Genomic DNA, 20,554 nt, shown 5'->3' with positions numbered 1-20,554 from the left:
AGCATAAATGTACATTTTTCCATTGAAAAGCAGGAGATTACATGTTGAATGTAAATCGGATGGCAACTCCTCTTTCATAAAAGAAATTGTAGCCACCATAGAATACTCCGACTTGCATCAGCGTACCGATACTCTCTGAATAACCCATCTCCAGATAGGGTTTTCTCGATACCATATCCCACCGGGCTTTGAAATGTAAGGCCTCGTCGTTGGTCTTTAAGAAAACGAAAGGCAGGAAATTGACCAGCAGGCGCGAAGCTCGGTAGCTGGTTTGAAGGATAAGGTGTTTGTCGGCTGTAGCCGTATAGGGAGGCAGTGTCTGGAAAGCAGCTTCCATGCTATCGCCGAATCGCCAAAAAGCATTACCCCCTTTCAGAAAAAAGTACTCGCTCGGATAGATAACCGACCGATCGAAATAACCTCCGACATTCAATTGATAGAACAGTGACGATGCCGGTGAAAAGACAAGCCGCTGCTGTATGCTCAAATCGAGGTGGTGGAAGCGTGCATCGGACTTACGCCCCATCCCGAAAGCTCCGCGATAAGAGAGAGAAAGGAGCGGAGCACGTATGCCCTCGCCCTCACGAATGAGAAATCCATCCGCCGTATAACGGTAATAAGGACGCGGATTGAATGTCATCTTAGCTCGTACTTCCAGCAATCGGTGATGAGGAACTACGCGAGGAAGATCGGGATCGGCATTGCTGATATTCAGAATATCGGTAATGCTGCCACCGAAGAGACTCCACGTCTCTCCATGCGGCAAAGGATTGCGCTCGGCCAGCATCACGCTTGTCTCCACATTGAGTTTGGGCAATAGGTCGATACTATTGGTCAGGCGGACAAATTTATCATCGTAGCGAGTTGTCGGGCCTTGTCCGTTGAGCAGCTCCATCATCAGATCGGTCAGTTGGTCTATTCTTTCGCGCGTGCTGTACAAATCGAAAGAGCGATGTCCTGCGGATAATTGCAAAAGCCCTCTTTGCGGAGGAGAATAGTACAGTTTGCTGTCGAGAGTCCAAACGGCTTTGCGTCGTTTGGTAACATAATAAAGGCCGGGCTTTATCTCCCAACGGATTCCGGGAGCCATATCGTAAATAGCCGTCAGAGACTGCCCCAGCCAAAGATGATCGGCATAATTATAATAGAACAAAGCCCACACCAACCCCTCATTGCCTAATCGCCAACGCTCCCCGATCCGATACTTGTGTCCCCAAGCCAATGCGCGATGCCAAGGCACATGCTGATGCAGGGTATGATCTCGACCGACAACCACATTTTTCCAATACGTCGAGCTATCCTCCCTCCCAAAGCTGCTGCGAACAGCCCAAACAGAAGCGACCGGCAATTCGTCCGGCAAGCGGTAGCGACTGCTATCCGTAGGCATATAGACGAAGAGCACGGTCTTATCGAGCTGCTCTCCTGTATATGAGATTGAAGCAGAATAGCCATTATGGAGAGAAGCCCAAAGACGATTGCGGTCGATGACGACAGAAAGTCCGATCGGGAGGAAAAGACCGGGTTCTACTTCTCCCAATTCGACCCTATAGGATTCTGTGATCACCCCTTTCATCATGACTCGCATTTCCAATATCGCAAGCTGTCCGTGTGTGGCATCTATCGTTACCGTCCCGCGATTCAGACCGCTCAATCCACGAAATGCGATACGGCGGTATGTTATGCCGTCTTTTTCGTACAGGCTATCCAAACGATAGGTATAAAATGCTTCGGCCTCTCGTCGAATAGGATTGGGAAAAATTTGCCGGTTGCCAAAATCGAACTCTTCGGCATATACATTCTCTCCCAACAGAGCCAAGGCCGTAAGGTCATCAACTTTGTTTCGCTGAGGAATATCCGATCGAAAAGAAACAACACCTCTTTTATATGCACCCGTTACCGAGTCGTATTTTCCATATAGCCGAGCTTCCATACACAAGGAATCCGACGAGAGATACTGCTCCCACGGAATCCCACCGTGTTTGAGCCGATGCACTATCGGCAGCACACGAGAAGCCCACGATCGACCTCGAACATCGGCCTCCCAACTACGGCCTTCTGCCAAGCGGAAGAGGAAAGGCGTTCTATCGGAAATCATTCTGACCGTTTCCAAGGCAAAAGCTTCGGATTCTTTTCTGTCAAACAGGGAGGTCTGCTGCTCCGTTCTATTGCTCAGCTCCCGTATTTCCTTCGATGCCGAAGGTAATGACTGCCCCACCATATGAGAAGCGCAGACTCCGAGAAGCCAAAAGAACGATAGCAAAAAGCGGACGATCGGTTTTCTCATCTCTTAGAGCGGCAGTTCAATAACGAAAGAGGTGAAACCATCGGCTGTACGCCTCGCAAGCAAATTTCCCCCATGCAGACGAATGATATAACGGGAAAGGCTCAGACCGATGCCACTACCTCCGGTTTTGGTCGTATAGAAAGGAACAAACATATTGTCGAATACCTCTTGAGGAATAGGAGTGCCATTGTTCTCCACATGAAGGAGTAGTCTGTGTTCATCCAACGAATCGAGACGTTCCTCGACACGAATACGCAAAAGTCGTTTCTCCGTATCGGCAGGATATTCCGCCTCGGCAGCATTTTTGACGAGGTTTATCAGTACCGAAGTCAATTGCCGGCGGTCGGCCGGGACAGTCAGCTCCACGGGTATTTCTTCAATATCCACCTTTATATCGTTGGAGGACAGAAGCTCTTCTTGCAGGCGCAATATCCCCGAAAGAAAAGCATGTAAAGCAATGTCCTCCTTCTCGGGAGGAGGAACTGCCGTAAACTTACGGTAGTCCTGTACAAAGGATAACAGCCCCACTCCGGTACTACGAATGGTATCCAATCCGGTAGACAGCATCTCCTCGTCCGCAGAGCTTTGCAAATTGTCCAAGAGGGTATCGCATATCGAAGTAATGGGGGCTATCGAGTTCATGATCTCGTGCGTCATCACCCGAATGAGCCGAATCCACGACTCTGTCTCGCGAGCGTCAAGCTCCTTGCCGATATTCGACAGCGTATATATATGGTATATCTTCTCCCTGATGCGGAACGAAGAGAAGCGGAGGCTCACCTCCTGCTCTTCCCGCTCCGTAGTAAGCTTAATATGAATGCCTGAATCGGTAGCCGCCGAACGAAACAGCCGAGGCATGTCCGGCGACACACGTCTGAGCTGATCGAGGTGTGTGATAACGGGTAAACCGAGGAGGCGCAACAGCACTGTATTGGTAGAATAGACATATCCTTCCGGAGCAACCATCATGATGCCGACAGGAATCTGTTCCAATACATGTACGAGAAACTGCTCGCCGGCTATAGCCTCATCACGAGAACGGCTGAGGATCTCCTTGATACGATTAAGCGTGCGGTTGAATGTTCGATGCGAGACATTGCCTCCCATTTCGGAAAAGCGCACGGAATAATCGCCATTCTCGATAGCATTCAAGAGCAGGGAAAGATCTTGAAGATGGCGCCGATAGAGTAAACGCAACCGCAAGGCGGAAAAGATAACGAGTCCGGCTGCAAAAACAGTGATGGCATAATGTCCTGCAGCTGCCGACCAAGTACCCACCACCGCCATGACGATGGTAAATAACAGATGCAAGCCGAAACTGCCGGTCTTCCGTCTTCCCATAGAAGAGGGCTACAGCCCGTAGCGTTTCATCTTATTATACAGAGTCTGGCGGCTGATGCCTAATTCCCTTGCCACATTCGAAAGGTTGCTGCCGTTTCGTGCCAAGGCTTGCTCGATAGCGGTCTTTTCCATTTCATCCAACGTCTGAGGAGTGCTTGCTACACCGGTAGCAGTCGGATGTGCATCGACCGACTTCGGCAACGACAGATCCGCAGCAGAAAGGCTACTGCTACGGCTAAGGATCACAGCCTTCTCTATGCAATGCTGAAGCTCACGCACATTGCCCGGCCACGGATAATCGGAGAGTAGGGCCTCTGCTTCGGGAGTCAATTCCGGCACCTCTTTTCCATACTGTCGTGCATAACGATGCAGGAAGAATACGGCCATCGGCACTATATCTTCCCTGCGACGACGTAGCGGCGGCATCTCGATATGAATCGTATTGAGACGATAAAGCAAATCTTCTCGAAACCGGCCTTCAGCCACGGAGAGGGGCAAATCGCTATTCGTGGCAGAGATGATACGAACATCCACAGGGATCGGTGTATTGCTGCCCACACGGGTCACCACTTTTTGCTGTAGTACAGCCAACAACTTGGCTTGCAAGGCAAGGCTCAGATTGCCTATCTCGTCCATGAAGATCGTGCCGCCGGACGCCGTCTCGAACTTGCCGACGCGATCGCTTTTGGCATCGGTAAAGGCTCCTTTCACATGGCCGAACAGTTCGCTCTCGAACAGCGTCTCGCTCAAAGCTCCCATATCCACAGTCAGCATCGGCTGCCGGCTACGAGGAGAACGGGCATGGATATACTCGGCTAAAACGCCCTTGCCGGTACCATTCTCACCCGTAATGAGGACATGGGCTGCAGTATCGCCGATACGATCAGCCAGCTCCAACACCTCACGCATGGCCTTGCTTTTGCCGAGAAATACCGAATCGCCTTCTTTAGGTGTAGCCGTCACTTGAGTGCTTGCGGCCTTATTCATCGCCATACGAAGCGACTCCAACAGCTCGGCGTTGTTCCACGGCTTGACTACGAAATCGCTTGCTCCACGCTTCAAGGCTTCCACTGCCAGACGAATGTCCGCATAAGCGGTAAAGAGTACCACAGGGAGGTCAGGGAAACGGCTACGAACTTGATCCAGCCAATATAATCCTTCATTACCCGTATTGATGCCGGTAGAAAAATTCATATCCAGCAGGAGTACATCCGGATGCACCTCTACGATCGTGGAAAGCAGTGTCTTGGGAGAAGGTAGGAGCGTCACGGTCTCGAAACTCCCCGTCAGGAGCAATTTCAAAGCCGTCAGTACATGTTTGTTATCATCGACCACGATGATATTGCCGCTTTTCTTCATTCTGTGCAGATCTTACACGCTTGGATAACGCTTTCGTGGAACGGAAACAAAAGTAAAGAAAAGACCGTGAAGAAATATAACAGTCAGGGCAATCGCATAGACATATAAGCCTGATGATGTTCTGTCCGGAATAAGCACGAATTAATGTGTTAGAGATCCTAATTGTAGAAGGAAGAGTCCAAGGATACGGAGTACGACCTTTCAAATACGACAAGGAGAGTCAAGGTCATCGATCTGCTATTGAGTCCTGAGCTTCTCAAACAAGGTGCAAACCGAATTTTGAAGACGCGAAATTGGGAAAATTTCCAAGGTCGTTCTCGTTTTACTTTAATTGGCCATAATGTACTGGTAATTAGCATGTTGCAATGAGCACCGTACGCCTACGCTGGTCTCCTGCATCGTGCAGGAGTGCATCGTACGCCTACGATTGTAAGTGTTTCGTACCGGCTTTTCAACACTTCTTCGTATTCCTCGGCATAATCTTCAATCTCGTACCAAAAGGTATTGCCTGAGAGCGTAGAGAGAAAAGGGATGGTTTGCGGTGAAAAAAGATGCCGTACTCCGACAAGATTTGTTCGGATGGTTTAGAAAGGTGGAGTGACGGGTAAGAAAAGTCGGTTAGCCGGGCAATCCGTTGATGCGGCAGAAATTTTGAAGGTCAGTTCGGGAACAATTTCTGTGAGATTGAGTGAAGTGCAATAGGGAACACTTCTTTCCAATTTATTGGCGCGCAGGCGTTCGTAATGATCGCGACCGTTCAGGTAGGCCGTCAGCTTCTCATGTGTATTGTAGTTACCCCAGAGTTCTTGGAAAACTGACGCTCCGTCTTCGCAAATGACCTCCTCTCCAAGCCGGACAATCGTAGCAGCCAAAGCACCGGCGAACAGGCAATCCTCCGTACTCATCCTGTTTTGCCAGCCCGAAGCCAGTACCATGACCGGCTTCTGCTTGGCGATACAATAGCGAGCGACAGCTTCCAGATTGATAAAAGCCCCGATAATAACGTGCAAGGCTCCGGCAGCTATGTCGGCAGCGCGGGTACCGTTGGTCGTCGATAGTACGAGCTGTTTCCCCTCTACCGCCTGGCGAGTGTACTCTTCGGGAGCATTGCCGAAACGAGCGAAAGGCAATCGCTTCGTTCCTCGCTCGCCTCCTACGAGGAACCCGTTCCCGGCATAGATTTCCGCCTCCTCAACGGTTGCAATCGGGATGATGCCTACGGCACCGTTCATCAGTGCCGTCGTGATGGTGGTACCGGCACGGAAGATATCCACGATGACAACCGTGTACTCTTCTTGCTCCGTCTTGTAATATGGATAGAGTACAGGAGAAGGACAGAGACTGATCTGCAGCATCTGCTATTCTTAGTATTTCTCGAGGAATGTCTCCAGAGCTTTGATGAAAAGCTGGTTCTGAGCAGGTCGCTGCGTGGTGATTCGGACGTAGGATTCATCGAGACCACGGAAATTGGAAGCATCCCGAATCAGCATATTATATTCCTCCAGCATATATTTTTTCAGTTCGGCCGCTGTTCCTTTCTTGAGCCGAAGGAGGAAGAACGTGGTGCCTGAGGGATGTACTTCTACACCATCGAGGCGATTCAGGGCTGTGATAAAATCTACCGTATTGCGTTGCCACTTGCGGATCGGCAGAGTGAATTGTGCAGGATGGATAAGGATGAATTTGGCAGCCTCTATAGCCAGTGCGTTTACCGCCCACGGCGTACTGAAAGCCGCCACACGCTTCATAAAATCTTTATTGGCTACGATATAGCCGATGCGAAGCCCCGGTATCCCATAGGCATGACTGAAAGAATAGACCATGACAAGGTTTTTTCGTCCTTTGATGTCGGCCGGACGAATCACTTCCTCGGTCGTAAACGATACATAGGACTGGTCGAGGATGAATGTCGTGTCAGGATGATCGTTGAGCAGACGCAGGATCTCTGTCCGCTGCAGTAGTCTGCCATCGGGATTATTCGGGTTACAAAGCCAGCAGAAATCCATATTGGAAAAATCAGCCTCGCCTATGTCCTCATTAGAAGGATAGAAGCAGACTTCGTGCTCGTACATCCGACAAGCATCCTCATATTCGGCAAAAGAAGGAATGGCTATGAGGCTTCGGCTCCCTCTGAAAGCCTGTGCTATTTGGTAGAAGGCCGCCGTGGGTCCGTTGGTTACAAGTATGGCGTTATTGTCCACGCTGTTCCGCTTGGCAAGCATCTGCCTGAGCGTACCGGCATCCGGCTCGGGGTAGTGCCGAATACAGTTGAGGTTTTCTACCAGATGTTTCTCCAGATGATCTTTATCGCCATCTGTCCAGACAGTGGTACTGAAATTGACTATTTCGCTTGATAAGGGTGTAATGCCTTCATCTCCATGTCCAAAAATCATAGTTCTGTCTCCTTCTCTCTATTGTATGTTTCTATTTTGTTCCGGTCTCATTGCTCCGCTATTCCCAAAGCCTCGTATATTGCTTGATGCAGTCTGGGGCGTATGCTTGCCGTCATCAGTGTCTTGTTCAGCCGATTGGGGTAAGTCCGATTGGAAAGGAATACAAAGATAAGTTCGTTCTCGGGATCGACCCAAACGCATGTGCCGGTAAACCCTGTGTGCCCGTAGGTGGAGCCTGACGCCGATTCTGCCATACTCGCCCGGCCTTTGTCAAATCCGAGACAACGCCTGTTGCCCTTGCCATGAGTCGTTATGAACAGTCGGAAGATCTTTTGATCGATGATTCTGTGGCCTTTGTAAGTGCCTTCATGAATGAACATGTCCAGTACACGGGCAACGTCCTCCGCAGTGCCGAAAACACCTGCATTGCCCGATATACCTCCGAGGCATGCAGCAGCTTCGTCGTCCACGGTACCGCGGACGATGCTTTTACGTAGAAATTTGTCGTTCTGTGCCGGTGCAATGCGCGAAACGGAATATTTATCGAGTGGAAGATAACCGAGCGAACCGGCTCCGATGGGGCGGAATATACGTTCTTCGACAAAGACGTTCAAGCTCTTGCCCGATACTTTTTCCACAATTTGCTGTAGCAGGATAAACCCCAGATCCGAATACTTGTAGCGTCCGACTCCATTACGAGGGGTAGAAGCGATGGTATTGAGGACAATTTCTTTGACCTCTTTCGATAGATACAGATTGGAAGAAAAACGAAACGGATAGTCCGGCCGAAATTGCCCGGAAACCAAATCGGAGCGAAATCCGAAGAATGGATTGCCCCACATATTGGTATCTACTCGAACCCATCCCGAACTCCGCCGGGGAGAGAGCAACTTGCCGTCCAAACTGCTACTGTCTATCAGAGATTCGTAGAAATTGATCGATGGCCGAAGGCCTGCTTCATGAAGTAGAAGCTGCTGTACGGTGATGTCTTTGAGGTCTGTTCGGGCAAAACGAGGCAATAGCGTTCCGAGCCGGTCGGAGAGCTTCAATTTTCCATCCTGAACCAATAGCATCACAGCCGGAGTAGTGGCTACGACCTTGGTGACGGATGCCAAGTCGTAGATGGTGGAAGAAGATACCTTGCCTCCACGTGCCGATCCGTCGAGAGTGCCGAAGCTTTTGTCATATACCACCTTGTCTCGATGGACAGCGAGGATACGACAACCGGGGAAAGCCCCTTGCCTTAGGGCTTCTTTCGCTATGCGGTCTACCGCCGGCATCGGGATGAGGCCGGACGACAATTCGGTCGGCGGCATCATGTTCGCTGTCGGATCAGTGCCCTCCTCTTCCTGAACGACCGGGATCCCACCGCCCGAGGATACCACAACTCTGTCCCGAATCTTGTAGGCTGCCATTCGAGCAGCCTCCTTTACGTTTTCATATGCCACGACTATAGCCCGTGCTTTGTCCATAGCCACCGGAATCCTGTCGGCTACATAGGGCGATGTGAAGAAGACGATGGCAGTGTGGTTTTGTTCCGTCAGCCGGTGGAGAAACGTTCCTGCCCAGTCCGGCTGTGTATGTCGAACTGTGACGATCACAGCATCGTACCCCTTGAGTTTGGAGAGCAACTCTTGTGTACGTGTACTGTTGCTGCCCTTGGCATAGGAATAGCAGTCCTTGCTCGTAAGCCCCAGCTCTTGTGTAAAAGTATTGGAGGCTGCACCATCCAGATTGACGCATGCAACACGGTTTTCCTCCGAGAGGGGGAGGAACTGCTTCTTGTTTTTGAGAATCGTAATGGACGCCCGCCAAAGATCTTCCGACATCCGTTCCGCTTCACGGTTGTTTACCTGTCGTACCACTTCCTCTGCCGGCACCTCCTTGGATATTCCCTTACAAATGATGAGCGCATACTTGAAGGCCAGAATTTTGCGACATTTCTCGTCCAGCAATTCTTTGCTTATCGTTCTGTCTTCCACTGCGGCCAGCACCTCGGAGAAAGTCTTGACCGGGTCCACCGGACCGAGGAGGATGTCATTGCCGGCCAATATGGCACGGACGGAGATCGGTTGAGAACCGGCTGTCTGTACTCCCTGCATGGCCAATCCGTCCGTAAAGATCAGCCCCTTGAAACCCATTTCCTGCCGGAGCAGATCGGTGCAAATGGCATGACTGAGGGAGGAGGGCGTATTTTTCTTTGCTTCCAAAGCCGGAACATTGAGGTGAGCGGTCATCACTCCGCTGAGACCGGCTCGGAAAAACTCTTTGAAGGGGAACAATTCAGTATTCTCCAATTCCTCTCGGGAGGCAAAGACCGTGGGCAAGGTCTTGTGCGAGTCCTCTGTGGTATTGCCGTGTCCGGGGAAATGCTTGGCCACGGCCATCACACCTCCATCCTCCAATCCTTGTGCATAGGCAATCCCTCTTTCTGCTACTCGGCGTGGGTTGTCGCCGAAGCTGCGCGTGCCGATAACGGGGTTCTTCGGATTGTTGTTCACGTCCAGCACCGGGGCAAAATTGATATGAATCCCCATCAGCCGGCATTGGCGCGCTACCTCCCGACCATAGTTGTAGAGGAGCTGATTGTCTTTTTGGTGTCCCAAGCCCATATTGCGAGGGAAGCGTGGGGCATCTTTCAGACGCATGTGCAAACCCCACTCACCGTCCAGTGCTATGAGGAGAGGGGTGCCGGCTGCTTCCTGCAAGCGGCGAGTCATCGTGTATTGCTCCGAGAGTGTACCCTTTTGGAAGAGTATGCCCCCGATGTGGCAGGTGCGCACCAGCTGTTCGGCTTGCTTTACTTTTTCTTCCTGTAAAGAGGGATAGACGACCGGCATGAGCAGTTGGCCTACTTTTTCCTCCGTGCTCATAGCCTTCATGCGGTCGTCAACCCAGCGTTTGACATCTTTGCTCTCGACTCCCCCGAAGAGGAGAAAGGGATAGTCTTTGGACTGCTGGGCATGCATGGCACCCATGTTCGTGCGGGCCGGTGCCGTAGCTGTGTACAGCACCGAGAGAGAGAGTATTGTGATGGCGGAGAAAAGAAATCGTTTCATACCCTACAAATGTACATAAAAATGGTGGCCGAATCCGAGCCTTCCCTTCTACAAGAAAAAGGAAGGAGACGGACAAAAGAAGCTTTGCTTCCGTTGTCGTCTCCTTCGCTCGAAAGAGAGTAAAAGGTAGAGAAAGTTGTTATGCTTGTTCTTGTACGATGATCTCGCCATCGCGAGCAGAGAGCGTAAGCGTCTGCCCTTTCTCGATCTGTCCGGAGAGGATAAGATCCGTGAGGCGATCCTCCACTTCGTTCTGGAGTGTGCGCTTGAGCGGTCGTGCTCCGTATTGGAGGTCGTATCCCTTCGTCGCTATCACATCCTTGGCTTCATCGGTAAGGACGAGGTCGTATCCGGCACGATGGATGCGCGCCAAGACGGCTTTAAGCTCTATGTCCACCATCCGGCGAATCTCCGTCTTGCCCAGTTGGTCGAAGAGGATGATATCGTCCAAACGGTTGAGAAATTCGGGGCTGAACGTCTTGTTCAGAGCTTTTTGGATCACGGAACGGCTATGCTCCTTGTTCGCTTCCTCGTCTTTTTCCGAACGGAACCCGATACCCTGCCCGAAGTCTTTGAGCTGGCGTGTACCCACATTGGAGGTGATGATGATCACGGTGTTCTTGAAATTCACGCGCCGTCCCAGACTGTCGGTCAGCTGACCTTCGTCCATCACCTGTAAGAGCAGATTGAAGACATCGGCATGCGCCTTTTCGATCTCATCCAAGAGAACTACGGAATAGGGTTTGCGTCTTACGCGCTCCGTCAGTTGGCCGCCTTCTTCATAGCCCACATATCCCGGAGGGGCACCCACGAGACGCGATACGGAGAACTTCTCCATATACTCGCTCATATCCACCCTGATCATGGCATTCTCATCCTCGAACAGGTATTCGGCGAGCTTCTTGGCCAAATAGGTCTTGCCTACCCCCGTGGGGCCGAGGAAAAGGAAAGAACCGATCGGTTTCTTTTCATTGCGAAGTCCCAGACGATTGCGCTGGATGGCACGCACCATCTTTTCGATGGCTGTGTCCTGACCTACTACTTTGGTCTTGAGATCATCTGCCATCGTGCGCAGACGTTCGCCTTCGCCCGTGCTCAGCCGCTCAGCCGGAACGCCTGTCATCAACGCCACTACGTGCGCCACTACATTCTCGTCCACCGTCTCGCGGTGCTTGGACATCTGCTCTTCCCATTTTTTCTTCTCTTCCGCTATCTGCTGCTGAGTGCGCCGCTCCTGATCGCGGAAGGAGGCAGCCAGCTCGTAGTTCTGAGCCTTTACGGCCGAGAGCTTGTTCTCTCGCACCGATGCCAATTCGGCCTCCAGTATCTCGATTTCTTTCGGAGCCACCACATTGGTGATATGGACGCTCGCGCCGGCCTCGTCCATGGCATCTATTGCCTTATCGGGGAAGAAGCGATCGGATACATAGCGATCGGTCAGTTCCACTGCCGCTTTGATCGCTTCGTCCGTATAGCGTACACCGTGATAGTCCTCGTATTTCTCTTTGATGTTTTGCAGGATGGTCAGCGTTTCTTCTGCAGTCGAGGGGGCTATCGGCACCTTCTGGAAGCGGCGTTCGAGTGCTCCGTCCTTTTCTATGTTCTTACGATACTCATCCAGCGTAGTGGCTCCGATGCACTGTACCTGTCCACGGGCAAGAGCGGGTTTGAGCATATTGGCCGTATCCATCGATCCGGCTGCAGAGCCTGCTCCCACGATGGTATGTATCTCGTCGATGAAGAGGATGATCTGCGGATTCTTCTTCAGCTCGTCGAGCACGGCTTTCAACCGCTCTTCGAACTGTCCGCGATATTTGGTGCCGGCTACCATCTGAGCCAAATCGAGGCTGATGATCCGCTTGTCGAAAAGAATACGGCTCACCTTCCTGTTCACGATGCGTTCGGCCAGTCCTTCCACGATGGCACTCTTGCCCACACCGGGTTCGCCGATGAGCACCGGATTGTTCTTTTTGCGCCGGCTGAGTATCTGTATCACCCTTTCGATCTCCTGCTCCCGACCCACTACCGGGTCGAGCTTGCCTGCTGCCGCCATGGCAGTGATGTCGGTGCCGAAGGTGTCCAGTGCAGGCGTGTCGCCTCCACTCCGTGTCGTGGTGGTAGTATCACCTCCGCCGGTATTCTGTTCGGGGGCGTCGCCGGAGCCTCCGCCTGTCCCGCTATTTCCGGAAGGCGGAGAGGATTCGTCCTCTTCGTCGTCGAAGTCGTTGTCTTGGTACCCGTCGAGGATCTCCATTTCGGAGGGAGACTTCCCTTCGGAGGGGTTGCGCTGTCCGAAGTAATCCGACAGGATGGTGTCGTATTTTATACCTTGTTTCATAAATATCTTTTGTACTAAGCTCTCCTGTGTCGAGTTGAGGATACTCAGCAACAGATGGACCGGGCTGACGGCCTCGTCCTCCATGTCGGCACAGATGTCTGTGGCATCATCGATAGCCTCCCGAGCCGAAGGGGTGAAGATGGGCAATCCCTCAGGCGAAGCAGGCAAACTCTCGGCGATGGCTTCCAACTCGATCAACCGTTTGAGTTCGTACAAGTTGATCCCATAGTGCCGCATGATGTCGATCGCGCCATTGTCTCCGTCGCGAATGATACCGAGTACGAGCATATCCTGCGTCACGGCTACGACGCCGAGACGGGTTGCTTCCTGATAGCTGTACTCCAGGCTGTTGCGGAATGTTTGTGTAAAGTCGTATGCCATCTCTAACTACGTATTGCAATTATCGTGCCGCACGATTCGGATTTATCCCTTTAAGCATAACAATGACCGTTTGGCGGGTGTTCAATACTTCCTCGTCTGTCATAATGACCGATGCGAAAGTCCGATTGGCTGACAGTCCTCGATCTCTAACAGGCCGGGAAGGACTTGTGCCAATCGCTCGGCACAGACTTTCCGTTCTTGAACGATAACAAGAAAAAAGTTTCTTGCTTCCGGATGAACCGGCACTCACAGATTTGCTATTGCATAGGGGAGCGATCGAAGTCCGTGGTTTGTTGGAAACTTGATTCTCGAACCGAAAATGCCGAGATTGTGGTTCGTAAATCCTGAAAAACACGCGCGTAAAATTTTTCGTTTCGGCTCGGGAGATAAAAACTTGTGGAACCAAAACGAAAAAATTCTCGCGCCACGTTTTTCGGAACATCGAAATGGAAAATTCACGAGCCTAAACCGTTTGGAGGCGGCGGCCCTTTTTCTGTCATGAATATGGATGAGATGCCCCAACGGATGGGGTAGCGAGAAGGTTGTAATATCTGAATGTATTTTTTTTGCGGAACCTCTTGCATGTTTGGGATAATGCACTACCTTTGCATCACGAAAAACGAAAGGCTTTCTTAGCTCAGTCGGTTAGAGCATCTGACTGTTAATCAGAGGGTCCTTGGTTCGAGCCCAAGAGAAAGCGCTGTCACAAGCCGTTTTTCTATTCTTCCTTAGCTCAGTTGGTTAGAGCATCTGACTGTTAATCAGAGGGTCCTTGGTTCAAGTCCAAGAGGAAGAGCAATCGAACAAGACCGAAAGTCCGAGAGGGTTTTCGGTCTGTTTTGTATAGGAGGGGAAGCTCTGCAGTATATGCTGCCGGCTTTTTCACTCCCGGATCGATAACGATCCGGAGCATAAAGAGGTAATTTATGTCGTCCCAACAGATCCAAGCATTAGAATCGGAAAAGATACCCAAACTGCTGTTTCACTATGCTCTGCCGGCGGTGGTGGGCACAGCAGTCAATTCGCTATACAACATCGTAGACCGTATCTTCATCGGGAACGGGGTGAGCGAATATGCCTTGTCGGGCTTGGCTATCACCTTCCCAATCCTGATCTTCCTGATGGCCTTCGGTATGCTGGTAGGGGCCGGTGCGTCCGTGAGGGTCTCTATCCTGCTGGGGAGAAAAGACATAAAGGAGGCCGAACACACACTGGCCAATGCCATCTTCCTGACCTTCTTCACACAAGCCCTGACCATTATCCCCTGCTATATCTTCATGGAGCCGCTGCTTCGGCTGTTCGGAGCCAGCGAACGTACGTTGCCGTATGCCATGGAATACCTCCAATACGTGGTTCCTGCCAATATTTTCTCAGCTCTGAGCTTCGGCTACAATGCTATCATGAGAGCTTCGGGCTATCCGCGCAAGGCCATGATTACGATGATCATCGGGGCTATGACGAACGTGGTGCTGGACTACATCTTCATCTATCCGTTGGGGATGGGGATAAGCGGAGCCGCCATAGCGACTGTCATCTCCATGATAGTATGTTCGGTCTACGTCCTTTCGCACTTTTTCCGTAAGGACAGTATCGTACGTTTCCACCGCTCGGCTTTCCGCCTGTCCCTGCCGGTGATCGGCGGCATAACGGCTATAGGGGTAGCACCCTTCGCCATGCACCTTACGGGCAGTCTGGTCAATATCATCATGAATCGTTCTTTCGTATCCTACGGCGAGACAGCAGATGCTACCGACTTGGCCATCGGAGCATTCGGGATTATCAATGGCTATGCCATGCTCTTTTTCATGATTATCATCGGTGTGGCTCAGGGGATGCAGCCGATCGTAGGTTTCAACTACGGGGCTAAAAATCCGGGACGGGTGAAGTCGGCCTATCGCTACAGTTGTGGCGTCAATCTACTGGTCAGCTTTCTCGGTTTTGCTCTGGCTATGCTTATGCCGAGGACGATCGTGAGTCTATTCACCAATAGCGAACAGATGATAGAGCTATCTGCTTCGGCTCTTCGCACGGCCTTGATCGGGCTTTCTCTGGTCGGCTTTCAAGTTACCACGACGCAATTCTTCCAAAGCATCGGCTTCAGCCATAAGGCTATTTTCCTGAGCCTGACGCGCCAGATCATCTTCCTGATTCCCTGTTTGCTGATTATCCCCCGATTCATGGGGTTGGACGGCGTGTGGTGGAGTCTGCCGATCAGCGATCTGGCCTCGGTCGTTTTGTCTTTTGTGCTAATTACCATACAGATGAAGCATTTCAATCAATCGAAAAAAACTACTTTCGCCGAGTAATTGCCTTACAAAACCGAATCCTTTTCATGACTCAGATAATCTTACCGGAACGATGAAAGTATTTCTCGAAGCCTTTCTCCTACAATATCTCCTGACCCTCTACATCGCATACCGAGGAGGACAGGCCCTACCGCAAAAGAGCCTTTGGCGCAAAGGTTTTCACCTTCTGATGGGTGTAGTATTCACCCTGTATCTAATAGGGTTTGCCGGCAACAGGGTTTTGCCCGATGCCGTGATGAGCTGCATTATGTCTGTCACAGGCTTCTGGTTTGTCATGTCCATTTATGCCATGTTTGCCATGGTGATCGTAGAGATTGCCCGTGTCGTGGACAAGCGTTTCCTGCACAGATTCGACAGGCTGTCCGAAAGAGTGCAGGCTCGCATCCGATTGGGGCTGTTCGTTCTCATAGGTTTGTCCTCGGCTTTACTCGTGATACATGGACTGAATATCGTGCGCTATCCCGTTGTAAAGCATATGGACATTCGTCTGGACAGACCTGCCATAGATGGAAGGCAGTCCATGAAAGTAGCCCTGCTCACGGATATTCATATTAGCGAAACGGTGACGGCCGGCCATATCCGCGAGATGGTGGAGAGGACTTTGGCCGAACGTCCGGATATTGTTCTGATCGGTGGGGATATGATCGACTATCATGGCAGGTATGCTCGTCGGGACAGCATCACGGAGTATATGCGCCGCCTACAGGATGAGACTCCCATGGGGGCTTACTATGTACTGGGCAATCATGAATATAGGGCGGACGAAGTAGAGAAGCGCGAGTGGTTCCGTTCGATTGGCCATCTGGTGATCGATCAGGTTGTCACCCCGGGCAATGCATTCTATCTGATAGGACGGGACGATAGCACGAATGTATTCCGTGCTCCGCTGCACAAGCTTATGCCACATGTCGATACCACTAAGGCCTCTATCCTGCTCGATCACCAGCCGCACAAGCTCGACAGCGTGGCGATGACCGGTGTGGACTTGGCTCTGTACGGGCACACGCACAACGGACAGATCTGGCCGTTTACGATTTTGACCCAACTGGCTTTTGAAAAATCATGGGGCTATCTTCGCAAAGGGCATACGCAGTTCTATATCAGTTCAGGAGTAGGAGCGGCCGGACCGGCTATTCGTGTTTTCACGGAGAGTGAGATCGTCATTCTGAATGTTCGGTTTGCCTCCGAAAACAAACCGGTTCATTAGCCTTCCGAAAAACGAACAAATACAATTAACCCCAAGAACCACTACGATGGCAGGTTCTTGGGGTTAGTGTTTTTTTAGCGATCTATATCACGGAGTTCTTGCCGCAACATCCTTACGCCTTCCGTGGCAGGAGCATGGATATACCGAATGTCTTGCCGGGAGGTGCTGCGCACAGGCTTTGGATCGATCAGATAGATGGGGCAGTTGCGAGGAGCATAATTCAATAGTCCGGCAGCCGGATAAACGTTGAGAGAGGTGCCGATGACAACGAGAATGTCTGCCTGTGTTACCTCTTCGATGGCCGGCTCTATCATCGGAACGGCTTCTCCAAACCACACAATAAACGGCCGTAGCTGACAGCCGTCGGGTGCCAGATCTCCTACATGCAGATCGGGATTGGTCGGGTCTACGGGATAGAGCACACTGTCTGTGGCCACAGATCTGTTCTTCATCAACTCTCCGTGCAGATGAATGACGCGTGTGCTGCCTGCTCTCTCGTGCAGATCATCCACATTCTGCGTGATGATTCTTACATCATACTCCTTCTCCATTTCCGCCAAACCAATATGGCCTGCATTCGGTTTGCATCCGGCATAGTCGCGTCGGCGTGCATTGTAGAACTTGAGAACGAGGGCAGGATTGCGCCTAAACCCATCGATAGAGGCCACATCCTCGACAGGATAATTCTCCCACAATCCGTCGGCATCACGAAAAGTCGATATGCCGCTTTCGGCACTCATGCCTGCGCCACTCAAGACGACGAGTCTTTTCTTATTCATGTCGTATCCTTCGTTTAGGGGTTTATTGACAAAGATAAAGAGAAGTCCCCGTATATTTGTCTGCAATTATCAGATAGTTATGACTACCAAGGGGAGGAATACCACCGTCGATGTCCTGCGAGTTCTGGCAGGATTGATGGTAATCGGCATCCATACTTCGGGAGAATACGTTCTCGAAGGAGTGGCTGAGGGTGCAAACTTTATAGCCGGTCTATGCTGGGAGGCGGTCGTGCAGCCGGCCGTTCCTATATTCGTCATTATCAGCGGGGCTTTTGTCTTGGGACGCAATGAGACGTGGGGAGATTTCTATCGGAAACGAATACCGCGACTGCTGGTACTACTCGCTTTTTGGCTTCCGTTCTATTGGCTGTGGCTGTGGCTCAAGGGCGATGATATAGGTTCCTACCTTGCCGGCTTTTGGCAGGGACGCTCATTCGTTCATCTGTGGTATGTGGTGATGCTGCTGGGACTTTATGCAGTCGTTCCTCTGCTCAACGAAATAATTCGCAGGTGCGAAGCCGATGGAGAGAAGGCTGCTCGTAAACGACTTTGGACTCTCTCTACCATATTGCTACTGCTGGGGATATTGTCCAACACCTACGATTACATACTCGGTTACAACCGCTTTTTCCTTTTTCTTTGGCCGGATTATTTGGGATATTTCCTTGTGGGTTATACCCTGAAGTGCCATGCTCCGCAGCGTTCTTTACCGGCTCTTTCCTTGTACGGACTCTCTACGATTTCTCTTTTCTTCGCAAGTCGGTACGCTTTCGAGCACGGCGAAGGGCTATACTTCTACCGTAATCTCTCTCCTTTGATTGTTCTTTCTGCTATCAGTCTCTTCGCGTTCTTCGTTTCTTGGGGAGGATGTGGAGGAAAATTGGCGCGGATCGGGAAAATGCAGGGGGATATTTTAGGAATCTACTTAGTACACATCGCTGTGCTGAACGTGGTGACAAAAATACTTGTACTGACCACCCCCAGCCTGATGCAATGCGCATGGCTCAACATACCGATCCGTGTAGGATTGGTTTTCTTCGTTTCTTGGGGAGTTGTGCGGCTGATGAAGCGGTTGCCGATATGCCGCTATTTGGTGTAGATCAGTCCGATACCGGTTCTATTGTACCCGTTTCTTCGACCTCTCTATATCGTTCGCCCGTTTCAGGACAGACGGCCATCCCCTTGTCATCGAACGACAAGCGGTGACCGGCGCGGCTTACCCAACCGATCCGGCGAGCAGGATTGCCCACTACCAAGGCATAGGGCGGTACATCCCTAATCACCACGGTTCCTGCGCCTACCATGGCATAAGCCCCTATCGTAATACCACAAAGAATAGTGGCATTGGCTCCGATGGAGACGCCTTCGTGCAAATGAGTGGGGCGGTATTCGGATTTTCTTTCAATAAAGGCGCGAGGATTGATCACGTTGGTAAATACACAACTCGGTCCGAGGAATACGTAATCTTCGCATACGACACCACTATACAGAGAAACGTTGTTCTGCACCTTACAGCCTCGCCCCAGTCGTACCTCCGGCATTATAACGACATTCTGCCCGATGTTGCAATTCTCCCCGACCTCGGCTCCGCACATCAAGTGAGAGAAGTGCCATACGCGTGTACCCTGACCAAGCACACAACCGTCTTCTACTATCGCTGTGGGATGGATCATAAAGACCTGCTATCAATTGGCGATCAACTGTTCGGCTCGTTCTACCGATGAACGGAATGAGGCATTCATCTCCATCTCGTTCGTCACACAGCGACAGCCGTGGAGTACGGTGGCATGGTTACGTCCTCCCATCAGTTCGCCGATAGCCGACAAGGACTGAGCCGTGTGTTTTTTGGAGAGGAACATGACCACCTGACGAGCCTGTACGATATCCTGCTTCCGACTCTTGCTTTTCATCTGCTCTATCTGCACCTGAAATACTCTGCTGACTGCCTGCTGGATGCACTCGATGGTGACTTCCTTTTTCTCCAGTCTGACAGCTTGGCGGACAATCCGTTTGGCAAAGGTCAGGTCGATTTCCTTACCTACAACCACCGAATTTGTGATCAAGGATACGAGGGTGCCTTCCAGTTCACGAACATTGTCGCAGACATTTTCGGCGATAAAGTTCAGCACCGATTCGTCCAGCCGGACACCGCTTTGAAGCGTACGCTGCTGGAGTATCTCACGACGCAACTTCAAATCCGGACGTTCTATCTTGACACAGGTAGCACCGGCCATACGAGTGACCAACCGCTCCTCCATCCCGTTAAGGTCTACAGGAGGTTTGTCCGACGTCAAAACTATCTGTTTGCCGAGCATATAGAGATGATTGAACACTTGGAAGAAAGCTAATTGCGTTTTCTTCTTGCCGATCAACCATTGGATGTCATCGATGATCAGTACATCCACTTGCTGGTAGAATGCGATGAAGTCATTGATCGTCCCCATACGGGCTGCCGTAGTGAACTGCATCTCGAACAAATGACTCGATACGTATAGTACTTTCAACCGGGGGTGCATCTCTCTGACACGAAGGCCCAAGGCATGGCACAAGTGCGTCTTGCCCACACCGGAAGCTCCATATATAAAGAATGGATTCATCGGCGTATTGCCCGGGCTGGCGGCGATGGCTTCAGCCACTGAGCGAGCTACATAGTTGCATTCGCTCTGGTAGAAGTTGCGGAAATTGAGCCTGCTATTGAGCTGCGTGTCGAAATCCTGTGCTTCGCTATGGGTAGCTGCATTGGGCATGTGCCTGTGTAGCAAATTGACATCGAACTGTTCGGCTGCCTGTCCACCGTCGGCACAACCGGCCAATGTCACCGTACCGGGATATTTGGGCGAACTGTTGTCTACAAGGGCATTATACTGTAATGATGCGTTGGGACCTATGACACGCCCCAACACCGTACGCAGCTGCTCTACGAAATTGCCCTCCAAAAACTCACAGAAGAACTGACTCGGCACTTGTAAGGTAAGCGTATCGCCCTCAATAGATACCGGTATGATAGGCAAGAACCATGTACGGTATGCTCGCTCATCCACAATATCCTGAAGGATGCGAAGACACGCGTCCCATATTTCATTTACATTGGTCGAGTGGTAGTTCAT

15 protein-coding genes and 2 tRNA genes are annotated in these 20,554 nt (G+C 51.2%); 6 read left to right on the top strand and 11 right to left on the bottom strand.

Annotated features, from left to right (window positions below; genetic code table 11):
• Positions 1–37: 37 nt before the first annotated feature.
• From PGN_RS00075 to PGN_RS10930, 8 genes are all read right to left on the bottom strand, one after another.
• A complete protein-coding gene (locus tag PGN_RS00075) occupies positions 38–2,284 on the bottom strand; it encodes a DUF5686 family protein (protein WP_012457171.1) in 2,247 nt (748 codons plus the stop codon).
• A 3-nt stretch (positions 2,285–2,287) separates the two neighbouring features.
• Positions 2,288–3,625, bottom strand: coding sequence for a sensor histidine kinase (locus PGN_RS00070; protein ID WP_012457170.1), 1,338 nt, complete (start codon positions 3,623–3,625; stop codon positions 2,288–2,290).
• 9 nt (positions 3,626–3,634) lie between these two features.
• Positions 3,635–4,984 (bottom strand): sigma-54-dependent transcriptional regulator, encoded by a 1,350-nt coding sequence (locus tag PGN_RS00065; protein WP_012457169.1) that lies wholly within the window; start codon positions 4,982–4,984, stop codon positions 3,635–3,637.
• 584 nt (positions 4,985–5,568) lie between these two features.
• A complete protein-coding gene (locus PGN_RS00060; RefSeq protein WP_012457168.1) occupies positions 5,569–6,339 on the bottom strand; it encodes a 2-phosphosulfolactate phosphatase in 771 nt (256 codons plus the stop codon).
• Positions 6,340–6,348: 9 nt separating this feature from the next.
• The gene (locus tag PGN_RS00055) at positions 6,349–7,377 is read right to left on the bottom strand and encodes a pyridoxal phosphate-dependent aminotransferase (RefSeq protein WP_012457167.1); all 1,029 of its coding nucleotides are present in this window, start codon (positions 7,375–7,377) and stop codon (positions 6,349–6,351) included.
• Positions 7,378–7,424: 47 nt separating this feature from the next.
• A complete protein-coding gene (locus PGN_RS00050) occupies positions 7,425–10,436 on the bottom strand; it encodes a glycoside hydrolase family 3 N-terminal domain-containing protein (RefSeq protein ID WP_012457166.1) in 3,012 nt (1,003 codons plus the stop codon).
• A 139-nt stretch (positions 10,437–10,575) separates the two neighbouring features.
• Positions 10,576–13,155 carry an ATP-dependent Clp protease ATP-binding subunit gene (locus tag PGN_RS00045; protein ID WP_012457165.1) on the bottom strand — a complete coding sequence of 860 codons (2,580 nt, stop codon included), beginning with the start codon at positions 13,153–13,155 and terminating at the stop codon, positions 10,576–10,578.
• A 19-nt stretch (positions 13,156–13,174) separates the two neighbouring features.
• Entirely contained in the window at positions 13,175–13,561 is a 387-nt protein-coding gene (locus PGN_RS10930; RefSeq protein WP_353558830.1) for a DUF1661 domain-containing protein, read from the bottom strand.
• Here PGN_RS10930 and PGN_RS12200 point away from each other — a divergent pair.
• The 5 genes from PGN_RS12200 (at position 13,542) to PGN_RS00025 (ending at position 16,668) form a co-directional block, all read left to right on the top strand.
• Complete coding sequence (locus PGN_RS12200) at positions 13,542–13,622, top strand: DUF1661 domain-containing protein (protein ID WP_353558829.1); 81 nt, start codon at positions 13,542–13,544, stop codon at positions 13,620–13,622. The two genes, PGN_RS10930 and PGN_RS12200, sit on opposite strands and share 20 nt — an antisense overlap.
• Before the next feature lie 159 nt (positions 13,623–13,781).
• Positions 13,782–13,855, top strand: a tRNA-Asn gene (locus PGN_RS00040).
• A gap of 22 nt (positions 13,856–13,877) precedes the next feature.
• Positions 13,878–13,951 (top strand) — tRNA-Asn (locus PGN_RS00035).
• Positions 13,952–14,081: 130 nt separating this feature from the next.
• The gene (locus tag PGN_RS00030) at positions 14,082–15,461 is read left to right on the top strand and encodes an MATE family efflux transporter (RefSeq protein ID WP_012457163.1); all 1,380 of its coding nucleotides are present in this window, start codon (positions 14,082–14,084) and stop codon (positions 15,459–15,461) included.
• 52 nt (positions 15,462–15,513) lie between these two features.
• A complete protein-coding gene (locus tag PGN_RS00025) occupies positions 15,514–16,668 on the top strand; it encodes a metallophosphoesterase (protein ID WP_012457162.1) in 1,155 nt (384 codons plus the stop codon).
• A 74-nt stretch (positions 16,669–16,742) separates the two neighbouring features.
• Here the strand turns inward: PGN_RS00025 and PGN_RS00020 are convergent, their stop codons facing one another.
• Positions 16,743–17,447 carry an NAD-dependent deacylase gene (locus PGN_RS00020; RefSeq protein WP_012457161.1) on the bottom strand — a complete coding sequence of 235 codons (705 nt, stop codon included), beginning with the start codon at positions 17,445–17,447 and terminating at the stop codon, positions 16,743–16,745.
• Between the two features lie 79 nt (positions 17,448–17,526).
• On the opposite strand from PGN_RS00020, the gene PGN_RS00015 reads away from it, so the two are divergent.
• Positions 17,527–18,546 carry an acyltransferase gene (locus PGN_RS00015; protein ID WP_012457160.1) on the top strand — a complete coding sequence of 340 codons (1,020 nt, stop codon included), beginning with the start codon at positions 17,527–17,529 and terminating at the stop codon, positions 18,544–18,546.
• 1 nt (position 18,547) lies between these two features.
• On the opposite strand, the gene PGN_RS00010 is transcribed toward PGN_RS00015, so the two are convergent.
• Both PGN_RS00010 and dnaA read right to left on the bottom strand, forming a co-directional pair.
• A complete protein-coding gene (locus PGN_RS00010; protein ID WP_004583405.1) occupies positions 18,548–19,120 on the bottom strand; it encodes an acyltransferase in 573 nt (190 codons plus the stop codon).
• A 12-nt stretch (positions 19,121–19,132) separates the two neighbouring features.
• Positions 19,133–20,554: a chromosomal replication initiator protein DnaA gene (dnaA, locus tag PGN_RS00005; RefSeq protein WP_004583404.1), complete on the bottom strand. Its 1,422-nt coding sequence runs from the start codon at positions 20,552–20,554 to the stop codon at positions 19,133–19,135.

This window comes from Porphyromonas gingivalis ATCC 33277 (assembly GCF_000010505.1).
In the GTDB taxonomy this organism is placed as follows: domain Bacteria; phylum Bacteroidota; class Bacteroidia; order Bacteroidales; family Porphyromonadaceae; genus Porphyromonas; species Porphyromonas gingivalis.
The sequence above is the reverse complement of the archived record's forward strand: the minus strand, read 5'-3'. Positions and strand labels throughout refer to the sequence as shown.

What these genes read in the sequence shown, in the direction of transcription:
- PGN_RS00075 (WP_012457171.1), bottom strand. Translation starts at nt 2,284, where the DNA reads ATGAGAAAACCGATCGTCCGCTTTTTGCTATCGTTCTTTTGGCTTCTC.
- PGN_RS00070 (WP_012457170.1), bottom strand. Translation starts at nt 3,625, where the DNA reads ATGGGAAGACGGAAGACCGGCAGTTTCGGCTTGCATCTGTTATTTACC.
- PGN_RS00065 (WP_012457169.1), bottom strand. Translation starts at nt 4,984, where the DNA reads ATGAAGAAAAGCGGCAATATCATCGTGGTCGATGATAACAAACATGTA.
- PGN_RS00060 (WP_012457168.1), bottom strand. Translation starts at nt 6,339, where the DNA reads ATGCTGCAGATCAGTCTCTGTCCTTCTCCTGTACTCTATCCATATTAC.
- PGN_RS00055 (WP_012457167.1), bottom strand. Translation starts at nt 7,377, where the DNA reads ATGATTTTTGGACATGGAGATGAAGGCATTACACCCTTATCAAGCGAA.
- PGN_RS00050 (WP_012457166.1), bottom strand. Translation starts at nt 10,436, where the DNA reads ATGAAACGATTTCTTTTCTCCGCCATCACAATACTCTCTCTCTCGGTG.
- PGN_RS00045 (WP_012457165.1), bottom strand. Translation starts at nt 13,155, where the DNA reads ATGGCATACGACTTTACACAAACATTCCGCAACAGCCTGGAGTACAGC.
- PGN_RS00030 (WP_012457163.1), top strand. Translation starts at nt 14,082, where the DNA reads ATGTCGTCCCAACAGATCCAAGCATTAGAATCGGAAAAGATACCCAAA.
- PGN_RS00025 (WP_012457162.1), top strand. Translation starts at nt 15,514, where the DNA reads ATGAAAGTATTTCTCGAAGCCTTTCTCCTACAATATCTCCTGACCCTC.
- PGN_RS00020 (WP_012457161.1), bottom strand. Translation starts at nt 17,447, where the DNA reads ATGAATAAGAAAAGACTCGTCGTCTTGAGTGGCGCAGGCATGAGTGCC.
- PGN_RS00015 (WP_012457160.1), top strand. Translation starts at nt 17,527, where the DNA reads ATGACTACCAAGGGGAGGAATACCACCGTCGATGTCCTGCGAGTTCTG.
- PGN_RS00010 (WP_004583405.1), bottom strand. Translation starts at nt 19,120, where the DNA reads ATGATCCATCCCACAGCGATAGTAGAAGACGGTTGTGTGCTTGGTCAG.
- dnaA (WP_004583404.1), bottom strand. Translation starts at nt 20,554, where the DNA reads ATGAACTACCACTCGACCAATGTAAATGAAATATGGGACGCGTGTCTT.